Origin of the sequence: Paracoccus ferrooxidans (assembly GCF_029909815.1) — a bacterium.
In the GTDB taxonomy this organism is placed as follows: Bacteria; Pseudomonadota; Alphaproteobacteria; order Rhodobacterales; family Rhodobacteraceae; genus Paracoccus; species Paracoccus versutus.
The window spans coordinates 110,351-123,496 of the sequence record NZ_CP038202.1 but is presented as its reverse complement, the minus strand read 5'-3'; the positions used below and the strand labels follow the sequence as shown (position 1 = coordinate 123,496).

Annotated in this window: 13 protein-coding genes; 6 read left to right on the top strand and 7 right to left on the bottom strand. The window is 71.7% G+C overall.

The genetic code is table 11. The features are described 5' to 3' along the window. The first annotated feature begins 46 nt into the window (after window positions 1–46). The 6 genes from bioB to E3U26_RS17615 are packed head-to-tail and all read left to right on the top strand — an operon-like array spanning window position 47 to window position 5,363. Window positions 47–1,009 carry a biotin synthase BioB gene (gene bioB / locus E3U26_RS17640; RefSeq protein WP_181820610.1) on the top strand — a complete coding sequence of 321 codons (963 nt, stop codon included), beginning with the start codon at window positions 47–49 and terminating at the stop codon, window positions 1,007–1,009. Then, window positions 1,006–2,121 (top strand): PLP-dependent aminotransferase family protein, encoded by a 1,116-nt coding sequence (locus tag E3U26_RS17635; RefSeq protein ID WP_499107032.1) that lies wholly within the window; start codon window positions 1,006–1,008, stop codon window positions 2,119–2,121. The genes bioB and E3U26_RS17635 overlap by 4 nt, the downstream gene beginning before the upstream one ends. Beyond that, window positions 2,109–2,729 (top strand): ATP-dependent dethiobiotin synthetase BioD, encoded by a 621-nt coding sequence (gene bioD, locus E3U26_RS17630; RefSeq protein ID WP_499107031.1) that lies wholly within the window; start codon window positions 2,109–2,111, stop codon window positions 2,727–2,729. Before E3U26_RS17635 ends, bioD begins: the two co-directional genes overlap by 13 nt. Next, entirely contained in the window at window positions 2,729–4,018 is a 1,290-nt protein-coding gene (gene bioA / locus E3U26_RS17625) for an aspartate aminotransferase family protein (protein ID WP_499107029.1), read from the top strand. Before bioD ends, bioA begins: the two co-directional genes overlap by 1 nt. Further along, window positions 4,015–4,623 carry a pimeloyl-ACP methyl esterase BioG family protein gene (locus E3U26_RS17620; protein WP_499107027.1) on the top strand — a complete coding sequence of 203 codons (609 nt, stop codon included), beginning with the start codon at window positions 4,015–4,017 and terminating at the stop codon, window positions 4,621–4,623. The genes bioA and E3U26_RS17620 overlap by 4 nt, the downstream gene beginning before the upstream one ends. After that, window positions 4,620–5,363: a methyltransferase domain-containing protein gene (locus tag E3U26_RS17615; RefSeq protein WP_499107025.1), complete on the top strand. Its 744-nt coding sequence runs from the start codon at window positions 4,620–4,622 to the stop codon at window positions 5,361–5,363. Before E3U26_RS17620 ends, E3U26_RS17615 begins: the two co-directional genes overlap by 4 nt. On the opposite strand, the gene E3U26_RS17610 is transcribed toward E3U26_RS17615, so the two are convergent. From E3U26_RS17610 to dld, 7 genes are all read right to left on the bottom strand, one after another. Continuing rightward, a complete protein-coding gene (locus tag E3U26_RS17610; RefSeq protein ID WP_036759884.1) occupies window positions 5,360–6,025 on the bottom strand; it encodes a GntR family transcriptional regulator in 666 nt (221 codons plus the stop codon). The genes E3U26_RS17615 and E3U26_RS17610 overlap by 4 nt on opposite strands. Window positions 6,026–6,083: 58 nt before the next feature. Beyond that, window positions 6,084–6,653: a 2'-5' RNA ligase family protein gene (locus E3U26_RS17605; RefSeq protein WP_072462115.1), complete on the bottom strand. Its 570-nt coding sequence runs from the start codon at window positions 6,651–6,653 to the stop codon at window positions 6,084–6,086. Window positions 6,654–6,701: 48 nt separating this feature from the next. Next, entirely contained in the window at window positions 6,702–7,340 is a 639-nt protein-coding gene (locus E3U26_RS17600; RefSeq protein WP_072462116.1) for a LutC/YkgG family protein, read from the bottom strand. Further along, complete coding sequence (locus tag E3U26_RS17595) at window positions 7,337–8,764, bottom strand: lactate utilization protein B (RefSeq protein ID WP_449045568.1); 1,428 nt, start codon at window positions 8,762–8,764, stop codon at window positions 7,337–7,339. The genes E3U26_RS17600 and E3U26_RS17595 overlap by 4 nt, the downstream gene beginning before the upstream one ends. Further along, complete coding sequence (locus E3U26_RS17590; protein ID WP_499107023.1) at window positions 8,761–9,531, bottom strand: (Fe-S)-binding protein; 771 nt, start codon at window positions 9,529–9,531, stop codon at window positions 8,761–8,763. The genes E3U26_RS17595 and E3U26_RS17590 overlap by 4 nt, the downstream gene beginning before the upstream one ends. A gap of 9 nt (window positions 9,532–9,540) precedes the next feature. Then, entirely contained in the window at window positions 9,541–11,307 is a 1,767-nt protein-coding gene (locus tag E3U26_RS17585; protein WP_499107022.1) for an L-lactate permease, read from the bottom strand. Between the two features lie 79 nt (window positions 11,308–11,386). Further along, window positions 11,387–13,072 (bottom strand): D-lactate dehydrogenase, encoded by a 1,686-nt coding sequence (gene dld, locus E3U26_RS17580; RefSeq protein ID WP_499107020.1) that lies wholly within the window; start codon window positions 13,070–13,072, stop codon window positions 11,387–11,389. Window positions 13,073–13,146: the final 74 nt, after the last annotated feature.

The window sequence follows — 13,146 nt, the reverse complement described above, 5'->3', positions numbered from 1 at the left end:
CTGCCGGTTTTATAGATATCTCCACATGAGGCTCAGGGAGGTATCCATGCCCCAGCAATCGCGCCGCGCCGCCGAGATCTATCGCCAGCCGCTGATGGAACTGCTGTTCCAGGCCCAGACCGTGCATCGGGCGCATTTCGACCCGAATGTCGTGCAATGCTCCAAGCTCTTGTCGATCAAGACCGGCGGCTGCCCCGAGGATTGCGCCTATTGCTCGCAATCGGCGCGCAACGGCTCGGACCTGTCGGCCTCGAAGCTGATGGAGGTGCAGCGGGTGCTGGCCGAGGCCCGGCGCGCCAAGGAGGCCGGGGCCACGCGCTATTGCATGGGCGCGGCCTGGCGTTCGCCCAAGGAACGCGACATGCCGGCGGTGCTGGCGATGATCCGCGGCGTCAAGGCCCTGGGGATGGAGACCTGCATGACGCTGGGCATGCTGGACGCGGACCAGGCGCTGCGGCTGAAGGACGCGGGGCTGGACTATTACAACCACAATATCGACACCTCGGAGCGCTATTATTCCGAGATCATCACCACGCGGACCTTCCAGGACCGGATCGAGACGCTGGAGCGGGTGCAGGCGGCCGGCATCAACGTCTGCGCCGGCGGCATCGTCGGCATGGGCGAGACCGAGGAGGACCGCATCTCCATGCTGGAGACGCTGGCCGGGCTGGAGGTGCCGCCGCAATCGGTGCCGATCAACATGCTGATGCCGATGGCGGGCACGCCGCTGGCGGATGTGCCCAAGCTCGACCCGATCGAGATGGTGCGCACCATCGCCACGGCGCGCATCCTGATGCCGACATCCCATGTGCGGCTGTCGGCCGGGCGGTCCGAGATGAGCGACGAGATGCAGGCGATGTGCTTCTTTGCCGGGGCCAATTCGATCTTCGTCGGCGACACGCTGCTGACCGCCGGCAATCCCGGCGAGGACAAGGATGCGCGGCTGTTCGCGAGGCTCGGGCTGCGGGCCGAGGTGCTGGACGCGTCGCAGGAAGGCTGCGCGGCATGAGCTTTGCGCGGCATCGGGCGGCGCTGGACGCGCTGGCGCGGCGCGGGCGGCTGCGGCGGGTGGCGCCGGCCGCGGGGCTGGACTTCGCCTCGAACGACTACCTGGGGCTGGCGGGGTCGGAACTGCTGGCCGGGGCGGCGCGGGATGCGCTGGCGCGCGGCGTGGCGCTGGGGGCAGGGGGGTCGCGGCTTTTGCGCGGCAACCACGGCGAGCATGAGGCGCTGGAGGCCGAGGCGGCGGATTTCTTTGGCGCCGAGGCGTGCCTTTACATGGGCGGCGGCTTCCAGGCCAACCAGGCGATCTTTTCGGCGCTGCCGATGCAGGGCGACCTGGTGCTGCACGATGCGCTGGTCCATGCCAGCGCGCATGAGGGGATGCGGCTGGGCCGGGCGCAATGCCGCGGCTTTGCCCATAACGATGCCGCGGATGCGGCGCGGGTCGTCGCGGAATGGCGCGCGGGCGGCGGGCGCGGCCGGGTCTGGATCGCGGTCGAGAGCGTCTATTCGATGGAGGGCGACCTGGCGCCCTTGCCGGCGCTGGCGGCGCTGGCCGCGCGCGAGGATGCGGTGCTGGTGGTGGACGAGGCGCATGCGACCGGCGTCTTCGGCCCGCAGGGCAGGGGGCTGGCGCATGGGCTGGGCTGCGCGCTGGTGACGCTGCATACCGGGGGCAAGGGGCTGGGCGCCTCGGGCGCGCTGGTCTGCGCCGACCGGGTGCTGGTCGAGGTGCTGGTGAACCGGGCGCGGCCCTTCGTCTATGCCACCGCGCCCTCGCCCTTGTCGGCGGCGGTGCTGCGCGCGGCTTTGCGGGCGCTGGCGGATGATCCGGCGCTGGTCGCGGGCGCGCGGGCGCGCATGGCGCAGGCGCGCGATGCGGCGCGGGGCTGCGGCATCGCGGCACAGAGCCAGATCGTTCCGGTGATCGTCGGCGACGACCATCGGGCCCTGGCGCTGGCCGCGGCCTTGCAGGCGCAGGGCTTCGACGTCCGCGCGGTGCGGCCGCCGACGGTGCCCAGGGGGACGGCGCGGCTGCGCCTGTCCGTCACCGGCAATGTCGGGGCGGCCGAGATCGCGGCGCTGTTTGCGGCGCTGGAGGCGGCATGGGTGCGGTGATCGTGGCGGGCACCGATACCGGCATCGGCAAGACGGTCTTCAGCGCCGGGCTGACCCGCGCGCTGGGGGCGAGCTATTGGAAGCCGGTGCAGGCCGGGCTGGAGGAGGAGACCGACAGCGAGACCGTCGCGCGGCTGTCCGGCCGGCCGGTGCTGGCCGAGGTCTATCGGCTGCGGCTGCCGGCCTCGCCGCATCTGGCGGCCGAGCGCGGGGGGGTCGAGATCGATCCGGCGCGGCTGGCGCTGCCGCAGGTGGCCGGCCCGCTGGTGGTCGAGGGCGCGGGCGGGCTGATGGTGCCGCTGACCCGGCGGCTGCTTTACCTGCAGGTCATCGCCGGCTGGGGCGCGCCGGTGGTGCTGTGCTGCCGCACCGCCTTGGGCACGATCAACCATGCGCTGCTGTCGCTGGTGGCGCTGCGGGCCGCGGGCTGCCGGGTGGCGGGCGTGGCCTTCATCGGCGAGGAGGCCGAGGACAGCCGCCGGGTGATCCGCGAGATCGGCGCGGTGCGCGACCTGGGCCGGCTGCCGCTGCTGGAGACGGTGACGGCCGGGACGCTGGAGGCGGGTTTCGCCGGCATCGACGTCGATGCGATCCGCGAGGTGCTGTGATGCGGGATTTCGACCGGCGGCACCTGTGGCATCCCTATGGCTCGATGCGCGAGCCGGGGCCGGTGCATGAGGTCGCGGCGGCCGAGGGGGTGTGGCTCACGCTGGCGGACGGGGCGCGGATGATCGACGCCATGTCCTCCTGGTGGGCGGCGGCGCATGGGCATCGCCATCCGCGGCTGGTCGCGGCGATGCAGGCGCAGCTGGCCCGGCTGCCGCATGTCATGTTCGGCGGGCTGACGCATGGGCCGGCCGTCGGGCTGGCGCGGCGGCTGGTCGGGATGCTGCCCGCGGGGCTGGACCGCATCTTCTATTCCGACAGCGGCTCGGTCGCGGTCGAGGTGGCGCTGAAGATGGCGGTGCAGGCGCAGCTTGGGCTGGGGCAGGCGGGGCGGGTGGCTTTCGCCTCGGCCCGCGGCGGCTATTACGGCGATACCTGGAAGGCGATGAGCCTGTGCGACCCCGAGACCGGGATGCACAGCCATTTCGGCGCCGCCTTGCAGGTGCAGCATTTCGTGCCGCGCCCGCCCATCCCCTTCGGCGCGGAATGGACGGACGATCCGGCACGGAACGGGCTGGGGGCGGTCGAGGCGCTGTTTGCGGAAAAAGCGCATGAAATCGCGGGGTTCATCATCGAGCCGGTGGTGCAGGGCGCGGGGGGCATGTGGTTCTATCACCCGCGCTGGCTGGCCGGGGTTCGGGCGCTGTGCGACCGGCATGGCGTGCTGCTGATCCTGGACGAGATCGCCACCGGCTTCGGCCGCACCGGCACGCTATTCGCCATGGAACGCGCCGGGGTGGTGCCGGACATCCTGTGCCTGGGCAAGGCGCTGACCGGCGGCATGATGAGCTTTGCCGCCACCGTCGCCTCCGGCCGGGTGGCCGAGGCGATCTCGGACGGGCCGGCGCCGGTCCTGATGCACGGGCCGACCTTCATGGGCAATCCGCTGGCCTGCGCCGTGGCCTGCGCAAGCCTGGACCTGCTGGCCGAGGGTGCCTGGCAAGGGCAGGTCGCGGGGATCGAGGCGGGGTTGGCGCAGGGCCTTGCCCCGGCGCGCGGCCTGGCCGGCGTGCGCGACGTGCGGGTGCTGGGCGCCATCGGGGTGATCGAGCTGCGCGAGGCCCTGGACATGGCGCGCGTGCATGGCTTTTGCCGCGAAAGCGGGGTCTGGCTGCGGCCCTTCGGGCGGCTGCTTTACTGCATGCCGCCCTTTGTCGCCCGGCCCGAGGAGGTGGCGCGCATCTGCGCCGCCATGGTCGAGATCGCGGGCTGGCCCGCGGACCGGCCATGAGGGCGGAATGGCTGCGCCGCGAGGGCGCGCCCGAGCTGATCGTGGTGCTGACCGGCTGGGCGGCCGGGGCGGCGCCGTTCCGGCACCTGGCCGGGGCGGCGGATGTGCTGGTGCTGTCGGATTACCGCGACCTGGCCCTGCCGGACTGGCCGCGGGGATACGCGGCGGTGGACCTGGTCGCCTGGTCCTTTGGCGTGGCGGCGGCCTGCCGGCTGCCGGGCCTGGCCGGCTTTCGCCGCAAGGTCGCGGCCTGCGGTTCCTGGGCGCCCTGCGACGACGACCTGGGCATCCCGCGCGAGACGGTGCGGGCCACGGCGGCGAACCTGTCCGAGGTCTCGCTGCGGCAATTCGGCCGGCGGGCGGGCTGCGCCGTCGCCGCGGGCGCCGATCCCGCCGCGCTGCGCGACGAGTTGCAGGCGGTGATGGGCTGGGACGCCGGGCAGGTGCCGGGTTTCGACCGCATCTGGCTGGGCGCGGCCGACCGCATCTTTCCGCTGAAGAACTTGATCCGCGCCTGGCAGGGCTGGCCGGTCGAGACGCGGGTGCTGGAGTGCGGGCACAATCCCTTTGCGCAATGGCGCGACTGGGCCGAGGTGCTGGCATGACCGCGCTGGCCGGGCGGGTGGCGCGGTCATTCGCGCGCGGCATGGCGACCTATGACGGCGCGGCGCTGGCGCAGCGGCGGATCGCGGCGCGGCTGTTCGCGGCCTATCGCCGGGCCGCGCCGGGGCACCGGCCGGCCCGGGTGCTGGAGGCGGGCCATGGCTCGGGCCACCTGACGCGGCACCTGCTGGGGCTGCGGCCGGCGCGGCTGTGGCTCAATGACCTGGCCGCGCCGGAACTGCCGGGGGTGGCGGCGGAATACCGGCCGGGCGACATCGCCGAGGTGGCGCTGCCGGTGGCGGTGGACCTGGCCGCCTCGGCCTCGATGATCCAATGGGTCGCCGATCCGGCGCGGGTCGTGGGCCGGCTGTGCGATGCGGTGGCGCCGGGGGGCTGGCTGGCGCTTTCGGGGTTCGCGCCGGGGCATTTTCCCGAGCTGCGGGCGCTGGGCAGCCGGGCGGCGGCGCCGTCATACCTGAGCGGGGCGCAGATGGCGGCGCTGCTGCCGGCGGGCTGGCGGGTCCGGGGCGCGGGGGAATGGCGGATCGTGCTGCATTTCCCCGGCGCGCTGGAAGTCTTGCGCCACCTGCGCGCCACCGGGGTCAACGGCTGCGCCGGGCATATCCGGTCGCCGGGCGCGCTGCGCGACTTCATGGCGCGCTACGAGGCATTGCACGGGGGCCCGCGGGGCGTCGCGCTGACCTATGTCGCCAGCTGGCTGGTGGCCGAGCGGCGCGGCTAGCCGTGGATGGCGAAGGCGTCGCGCTTGTCGCTGGCCGGGGGCGCCGGGCGGCGGCCGATCCAGCGCACATGGCGCGCCAGCGTGGCGCAGGCGGCGTCCACGTCGCCCTTGCGCAGCGCGGCCAGGATGGCGCGGTGGTCGTGGTCGGTCCGCGTCTCCCAGTTCGACTGCCAGGCGGCGAAGAGGAAGCGCGCGCTGGCGGCGTGCAGGTCGTCGATGGCGGCCAGCAGCCGCGGCATGGCGCAGGGGGTCAGGATCAGCTTGTGGAAGCGGCGGTTCGCCGCCTCCCACGAGCGCACGTCGCGCGAGGCGTCGCCGGCCTTGGTCGCCTCTTCCGCCGCATGCAGGATGGCGGGGGTCAGGTGCGGCGCGGCATGGCGCAGCGCCAGTTCCTCGAGCGCGGCGCGCATCTCGGCCACCTCCTTGACCTCGGGCAGGTCGAAGGCGGCGACGCGGACGCCGCGGCGCGGCTCGCTGATCGCCAGGCCCTGGGCTTCGAGGCGGCGGAAGGCTTCGCGGACGGGGACGTGGCTGGCGCCGAATTCCTCGGCGATGCGGTCCTGGCGCAGGCGCTCGCCGGGGCCGATCTCGCCCGCCACGATGCGGTCGGCCAGCACGCGGCTGATGCGGACCGCCAGGGTTTCTTCTGATCCCGCGCTCATGGCGCCATGGATAAGGCGGGCGGTGGGGATTGTCGATAAGGCTTCGGCGCCCCGAGGTTCAGCGCAGCGGCCAGCGCGCCAGCGGCACGTGCCGGCCCAGGCCCTGCAGGCTGTCGATCAGCGTAAGCTGGTCCACCCGCCAATGCACCGGCGGGACCGCGATGCCCTGCGGCGGCAGCGGCTTGCCATAGGCCAGCGTCACATGCGGGGTGACGCGGTGGCGGGCGACGCCCAGCCCGGCGCCGGCCAGCCGCTGCCACAGCGTCTGGCACAGCGCGTCGGGGGCGGGGTTTTCCTGCCGGCCGACCAGCACCAGCGGCCGGTCGCGGCGGCGCGGCGGCCCGAAGGTGGTCAGCTGGTCCAGCACCAGGTCGAAGGCGGGAAAATCCAGCCCCTCCAGCGGACGGCCAAGCGCCTCGGCCATCCATGGCTGGAGCTGCGGGGTGCGGATCACCGGCAGGATGGTCATGTGCAGCGTCGCGCGGCGAAAGCGGTCGCGGCGCTGGGCAAGCTGCCAGGCGGCCTCGATCCGCGCCACCACCTCGGGCGGCGGGATGGCGACGAAAAGCAGGAAATGCTCGCGCGGCGTTTCCTGCGGCATTTCCTGCGCTTGCGGGGCGTCGGGCATCGCGGCCTCCCATCGGTGCCGCAATGCTAGGGCAAATCGGCGCGGCGGTCAGCCCGCGATCAGGATGACATGCAGGAAGCCGGGGCCATGGGCGCCGCGGACATAGCTGCCCTCGATGTCGGTGGTGCCGCTGGGGCCGGTGATCAGGATGGCGTTGCGCGGGATCGCCTGGGCGGCAAGGCGGGCGGCATAGTCCTCAAGGTAGGGCAAGAGCGTCGCCTCGCGCAGCAGCACGACATGGTGCAGCGGCAGGAAGGACAGCAGGATCGGGTTCTGCGGTCCCGAATGGATGACCAGAGAGCCGCTTTCGGCGATGCCGTAAAGCGCCAGGCCAAGCGCCGCGGGCTCGTCCGCGGCGACGCCCGGATGCGGGGCGAGGCCCTGCCAGTCCAGCGCCGCCAGTTCCGGCGCCGGCTGCATGGCGAAGCGGGGCGGCAGGCCATGCGCGTCCAGATAGCGGGCCATGGCCCGCGGCACCTCGGCCAGCGTGGCGATGCGGTCGATGGTGGTGCCGAGCGCGGCGGCCTTCAGCGCGAAGGCCTCGGGCAGTTCCGGCGCGGCAAGGCGCGGGCGGGCGGCGTCGGGATCCTCAAGCAGGGCGGCGGCCTCGGCCGCGATCCGCTCGGGCGGCTTGCCGGGGCCGAGGGTGGCGCGGATGGCCGAAAGGATGCGGTCGCGGGCGGTCATTTGCGGGCCTTCTGCTGGGCGCGGTATTGGTCCATGAAGCTGCGGGCCGCCGGGCGCGGCAGGTCGCGGTGGTCGGTCCAGCCCCCGGCCAGCGGCAGGCGCGAAATCCAGCCGCCCTTGCCGAACAGCCGCAGCGCGGGCAGCCCGATGCGGGTCGCCAGGCGATAAAGCCGCGGCCGGCGGGCAAGTTGCGCCCAAAGCCCGATGCCGACGCGGACCGGGCCGGGCTCCAGCCCCTCGCGCCAGCTGCGGCGGCGCCAGGCGCGCAAGAGCGTGGGGATCGGGATGCCGACCGGGCAGACCTCGGCGCAGCGGCCGTTCATGGTGCAGGCGTTGGGCAGGTCGCGGGACGCCGCCAGCCCGTCCAGCACCGGCGTCAGCACCGAGCCCATCGGGCCGGGATAGGTGCCGCCATAGGCATGCCCGCCGATCTGGCGATAGACCACGCAATGGTTCATGCAGGCGCCGCAGCGGATGCAGCGCAGCATCTCGCGGAACTCGTCGGCCAGCATCTTCGTGCGGCCGTTGTCGACCAGGACGATATGCATCTCCTCGGGCCCGTCGGCATCGCCGGGGCGCTTCGGGCCGGCGTGGAAGGTGGTGTATTGCGTCATCTCGCCGCCCGTCGCCGACCGCACCAGCAGGCGCAGCAGCGCAAGGGCATGCGCGGTCGAGGGCACCAGCTTCTCGATCCCCGCGGTGACGATATGGATGCGCGGGGGCGTGGTGGTCAGCTCGGCATTGCCCTCGTTGGTGACGGTGCAGGTGGCGCCGGTATCGGCGACCAGGAAATTCGCGCCGGATATGCCGATGTCGGCCGACAGGAATTTCTCGCGCAGGACGCGGCGGGCGCTTTGCACCATGGTCGCCGGATCCTCGGCGGCGGGCGGCGGCTGGTGGCCGGTCTTGAAGAGTTCCGCCACCTGCTCGCGGGTGCGGTGCATGGCGGGCCAGATGATATGCGAGGGAGCCTCGCCCGCCAGCTGGATGATATGCTCGGCCAGGTCGGTCTCGACCCGCTCGATGCCGGCATCGGCCAGGGCATGGGGCAGGCCGATCTCCTCGCCCAGCATGGATTTGGCGCGCGTCACCAGCCTGGCGTCGGCGGCCAGGCAGATGCGGGTGACGATGGCGCGGGCCTCGGCATCGTCGCCGGCCCAGTGGACCTGCGCGCCGCGGGCGGTGGCGTTTCGCTCGAACATCTCCAGGTAATGGCCCAGATGGGCGATGACATGATCCTTGATCGCCTGGCCGCGGGCGCGGGCGGCCTCGAATTCGGGGAATGCGGCCAGGGCCGCGGCGCGCTTTCGCTCGGCATTGCCGGTGGTGCGGTCGATGGCGGTCTTCAGCACCGGGTCGGCCAGGGCCGCCGCGGCGCGAGCCTTGAACGGGGCCTTGAACGGGGCCTTGAAGGGCGCGTTCATGGCGCGTCCTCGCCGATGGCGGGGCCCTGGGCGCGGCCGGCCAGCACCTCGACGGTGTGGAAGCAGCGGGTCTTGGCGCCCCGGCGATGCAGCTTGCCGGCCATGTTCATCAGGCAGCCCAGGTCGCCGGCCAGCAGGATGTCGGCGCCGGTGGATTCGACCGCCTCGGCCTTTTCGGTGACGATGGCGTTCGAGATGGCGGAATATTTCACGCAGAAGGTGCCGCCGAAGCCGCAGCAGGCGTCGTTGCCGGGCAGGCCGCGCATCTCCAGCCCCTCGACCTGGGCCAGCAGCGCGCGCGGCTGCGCGGCGACGCCCAGCTCGCGCAGGCCCGAGCAGCTGTCGTGATAGGTGGCGGAGGCATCGCACCTCCGCCCCCGTGGCATGAAGCCCATGACATCGTGGAGGAAACTGGTGATCTCATGGGTCTTCGCCGCCATGGCGCGGGCGCGGGCGGCCCAGTCCGGGTCGCCCGCCAGAAGTTCCGGGTAGCCATGCACCATGGTCGCCGCGCAGGAGCCCGAGGGCAGGACCACGTAATCGTAGCCCTCGAAGGCGGCGATGGTCTGGCGGGCCAGATGCGCCGCGTCGCGGTCGTCGCCGCTGTTCAGCGCCGGCTGGCCGCAGCAGGTCTGGGCCTGCGGCACCTCGACCACGCAGCCCGCTTCCTCAAGAAGCTCGAGGGCGGCGAAGCCGATCTGCGGGCGGATGGCGTCGACAAGGCAGGTCACGAACAGACCGACTGTCGGTTTTGGCTCTCCGGTCATGGTTTCCCCCTAGTTGACGACGGTGTCGGGACGGGGGCCGCGGTTGCGCGACATGAAGAACAGCACCGCACCCGCCCAGATCGCGGCGGCGACCCACCACATGGGGTTGCCGGTCAGCAGCGCAAAGCCGATCAGCCCGCCCTGCACGACGTAATAGGCCATTGGGATCAGGGTCTGGCGGATGATCGCGCCCTCGCGGTCGGTCAGCCCGACGGTGGCCGAGGCGGCGACGACGTTATGGACGCAGATCATGTTGCCGGCGGCCCCGCCGATGGCTTGCAGCGCCACCACGGTGCCCGCGCCCGCAGCCCCCAGGCCGATCTGTTCGGCGGTCGAGAACTGGAAGAGCGAGAACATCATGTTGCTGACCGTGTTCGAGCCGGCGACGAAGGCGCCCATGGCCCCGATCAGCGGCGCGAACATCGGCCAGGCATCCCCCACCACCGACGAGACGCCCTGCGCCAGGACGATGGGCATGCTGGCATAGCTGTCCGAGGCCGAGTTCAGGAACACCTGCACCATCGGCACCGCCAGCAGCAGCGCCGGGGCGGCGGCGATCATGGTCGTGCCCGAAGCCTTGAGCGCCCGGCCGTAGTCGCGCCCCGACATGCCGTGCAGCACGAAGGTAAAGAGCGAGGCCAGGATCAGGATCGTGCCGGGCAGGAACAGCACCTGCACCGAGGCGTTGATGCCCGAGCCGAACAGGTCGCGGAAGGCGATCGTCATCTCGGGCGAGGTGAGCCATGCCTTGATCGGCGCGATCGAGCGGGTGATGACCAGCAGGGCCACGACGAAGACATAGGGCGCCCAGGCCTTGACCAGCGGCATCACCGGCTTGTGGGCATTGTGGTCCTCGAGATCGTCGAGCTTGCCGACCCAGTTGTCGTTCCAGTCGCGGCGCGGCGGGAAGTCGAAGCTTTCCCTGGGGATCAGGAAGCCGCGTTTCGCCGCCGGCACCACGATCATGAGCCCGACGATGCCGCCCAGGAGCGAGGGGAATTCCGGTCCCAGCGTCGCGGCGATGAGGTAGTAGGGCACGGTGAAGGCGAGGCCCGCGAACAGTGCGAACTTCCAGATGCGGAAGCCTTCGGCAAAGGAGCGGTTGGCGCCGAAGAAGCGCGTGAGCATCCCGACCAGGATCAGCGGGATCAGGAAGCCGATCAGCCCGTGGATGGTGGCGACCTTGACCGCGATCTCCAGCAGGTAGTCGCCGAAGGCCATGGGCGCGATGGTCGCCTCGACGATCTGCTGGTCGGCAAGGCCGGTGCGCACGCCGACCAGGATCGGCGTCCCGACCGCGCCGAAGGAGACCGGCGTGCTCTGGATGATCAGCGTGACCATGACGGCGGCCATGGCGGGAAAGCCGATGGCGACCAGCAGCGGCGCGGCGATGGCCGCCGGCGTGCCGAAGCCCGAGGCGCCCTCGATCAGCGAGCCGAAGAGCCAGGCGATGATGATCGCCTGCACCCTCCGGTCGGGCGAGATCGAGGTGAAGCCGGCCCGGATCGAGCGGATGCCGCCGCTTTCCTCGAGCGTGTAGAGCATCAGGATGGCGCCGAAGACGATATAGAGCAGGCTGACCGCGGTCACGGCGCCGTTGACGGTGGCGCCCAGGACCTTGTTAAGCTCGGTGCCCCAGATCAGCAGGGCGGTGGCGGCGGTGACGAGATAGGCCACCAGCATCGAGAACTTGGCCGATTTCGCCAGCACCACCAGCAGCACGAAGACCGTGGCGATGGGCAGCAGGGCCAGGATGAATGTGATTAGTCCAGCCATCTTTCCTCCTCAGATGGGGCGGGCGGTTCCGCCGTTGCGGGTGCGCAGTCCTGCGCGGTCGTCTTGGATGGCGCCGGCGTCAATGCCAATGCGCGCATTTCGAGGTCTGGCCGATGCCGGGGTTCAGGCTGTTGGTCGGGTCCAGCTGCCGGTAGAAGCCGGCCAGCTCCGGCTTGGCGTGGTAGAGATGGCCGACGTTATGCTCGGCCGGGTATTCGGCGCCGCGCCGGTCCAGCAGGCGCCACATCTCGTGTTCCACGGCCAGGCAGTCCTGGCCCTTTTTCACCACATAGTCCTGGTGGAAGACGTGGCAGAAGAAATGGCCGTAATAGAGCTTCTTCTCGATCTTCGCGTCCAGGTCGGGCGGCAGGCGCTCGACCCAGTCGCGGTCGTTGCGGCGCAGCGCGATGTCCAGCGCCACGATGTCCTGCACCTCGCGCGCATGGATGGCGCGGTAGCGCACGGCGGCGCCGGCCACGGCGAAGCGGTGCAGGAAGGCGGCCTTGCCCTCGTCCGGGGTGCATTCGAACATGTCGCCCTGGGCCGAGGGGAAGATGCCGGTCAGGTAGTCGCGGGCCTCGGCGATGCCCGCCCCGCCCATGCGCAGAAGCAGGTGGTGTTCGTAGCGGTCGCGGAAGTCGTTCATCCGCTTGGGCAGGTGCTGGGGGGCGAGGGATGCCACCCCCTGCGCCAGCCGGTCCGAAAGCGTCGCGCCCAGGCCCAGCCGCTCGGTCAGCGCGTCCATGCGCGCCTTGGCGGCGAAGAAGGCGGGCATGCGGTCGGTGCCGGCATGGCGGATGAACAGGAAGGTGTCCTTGCCGTATTTCGCCGCCACGTCATAGGCTTCGCGGTGGATGTATTCGCCGGCGATGGGCAGGCTCTGGAAATGCGCCAGGATATGGCGGCGGATCCCGGTCAGCTCGTCGGGGTCGTTGCTGCCGACATAGAACACCGCCGTGTCCTTTTCGGCCTGGAACGTGTCCAGCCGCACGGCAAAGACGGCGAGCTTGCCGGCGCAGCCCGACGCCTCGTGCAGCCGTCGCGGGTCGGCGTTGAAGCGGGCGGGGGTCTCGGCCTCGATGTCGCGGACGTGGTCGGCATATTCGCGGTCCGAGGCCCAGGCGTCGGTGGGCGCGGGCGCGGGCAGCTTGCCCGCCTCGACGCGGGCGAGGATTTCCTCGGGGTCGTCGCCGAGGTCGAGGCCCAGGTGATTGACCAGCGCGACCGAGCCGTCGGCGCGGATCTCGGCGTAAAGGCTCATCTCGGTATAGGCGGGGCCGCGCTGGATCAGCGCGCCGCCGGAATTGTTGCAGATGCCGCCCAGGACCGAGGCGCCGATGCAGGATGAGCCGATCACGGAATGCGGCTCGCGTCCCAGCGGGCGCAGGCGCTTTTCCAGGCTGTCGAGCGTCGCGCCGGGCAGGCAGACCGCCTGTTCGCCCGCGCCGAGCAGGTGGATGTCGCGCAGGCGCATGACCGAGACCAGCACGATCTCGCGGTCGTAGTCATCGCCCCAGGGGGTCGAGCCGCCGGTCAGCCCGGTATTCGCGGCCTGCAGGATCACCGCGCGCCCCGAGGCGACGGCGGCGTTCAGCACCCGCCACATCTGCACCAGAGAGCCGGGGCGGACCACCGCGGCCACCGGCCCCTCGCCATAGCGGAAGCCGCGGGTGTAGCGGCGCGTCGTGCGGGGCGCGGTCAGCACATGCCCCCGCCCGACGATGGCGCGCAGGCGGTCCAGCAGGTCCGCACGGTCTGCCGTCATGGCTTTCCCCCCTCCCTTGATGCAATCGACCCGGCGCTGCACGGCACCGGCTGATCAGATTGCTTTACCTTCCC

What these genes read in the sequence shown, in the direction of transcription:
- E3U26_RS17600 (WP_072462116.1), bottom strand. Translation starts at nt 7,340, where the DNA reads ATGACCGCCCGCGACCGCATCCTTTCGGCCATCCGCGCCACCCTCGGC.
- bioD (WP_499107031.1), top strand. Translation starts at nt 2,109, where the DNA reads ATGGGTGCGGTGATCGTGGCGGGCACCGATACCGGCATCGGCAAGACG.
- E3U26_RS17595 (WP_449045568.1), bottom strand. Translation starts at nt 8,764, where the DNA reads ATGAACGCGCCCTTCAAGGCCCCGTTCAAGGCCCCGTTCAAGGCTCGC.
- dld (WP_499107020.1), bottom strand. Translation starts at nt 13,072, where the DNA reads ATGACGGCAGACCGTGCGGACCTGCTGGACCGCCTGCGCGCCATCGTC.
- E3U26_RS17590 (WP_499107023.1), bottom strand. Translation starts at nt 9,531, where the DNA reads ATGACCGGAGAGCCAAAACCGACAGTCGGTCTGTTCGTGACCTGCCTT.
- bioB (WP_181820610.1), top strand. Translation starts at nt 47, where the DNA reads ATGCCCCAGCAATCGCGCCGCGCCGCCGAGATCTATCGCCAGCCGCTG.
- E3U26_RS17615 (WP_499107025.1), top strand. Translation starts at nt 4,620, where the DNA reads ATGACCGCGCTGGCCGGGCGGGTGGCGCGGTCATTCGCGCGCGGCATG.
- E3U26_RS17620 (WP_499107027.1), top strand. Translation starts at nt 4,015, where the DNA reads ATGAGGGCGGAATGGCTGCGCCGCGAGGGCGCGCCCGAGCTGATCGTG.
- E3U26_RS17635 (WP_499107032.1), top strand. Translation starts at nt 1,006, where the DNA reads ATGAGCTTTGCGCGGCATCGGGCGGCGCTGGACGCGCTGGCGCGGCGC.
- bioA (WP_499107029.1), top strand. Translation starts at nt 2,729, where the DNA reads ATGCGGGATTTCGACCGGCGGCACCTGTGGCATCCCTATGGCTCGATG.
- E3U26_RS17610 (WP_036759884.1), bottom strand. Translation starts at nt 6,025, where the DNA reads ATGAGCGCGGGATCAGAAGAAACCCTGGCGGTCCGCATCAGCCGCGTG.
- E3U26_RS17585 (WP_499107022.1), bottom strand. Translation starts at nt 11,307, where the DNA reads ATGGCTGGACTAATCACATTCATCCTGGCCCTGCTGCCCATCGCCACG.
- E3U26_RS17605 (WP_072462115.1), bottom strand. Translation starts at nt 6,653, where the DNA reads ATGCCCGACGCCCCGCAAGCGCAGGAAATGCCGCAGGAAACGCCGCGC.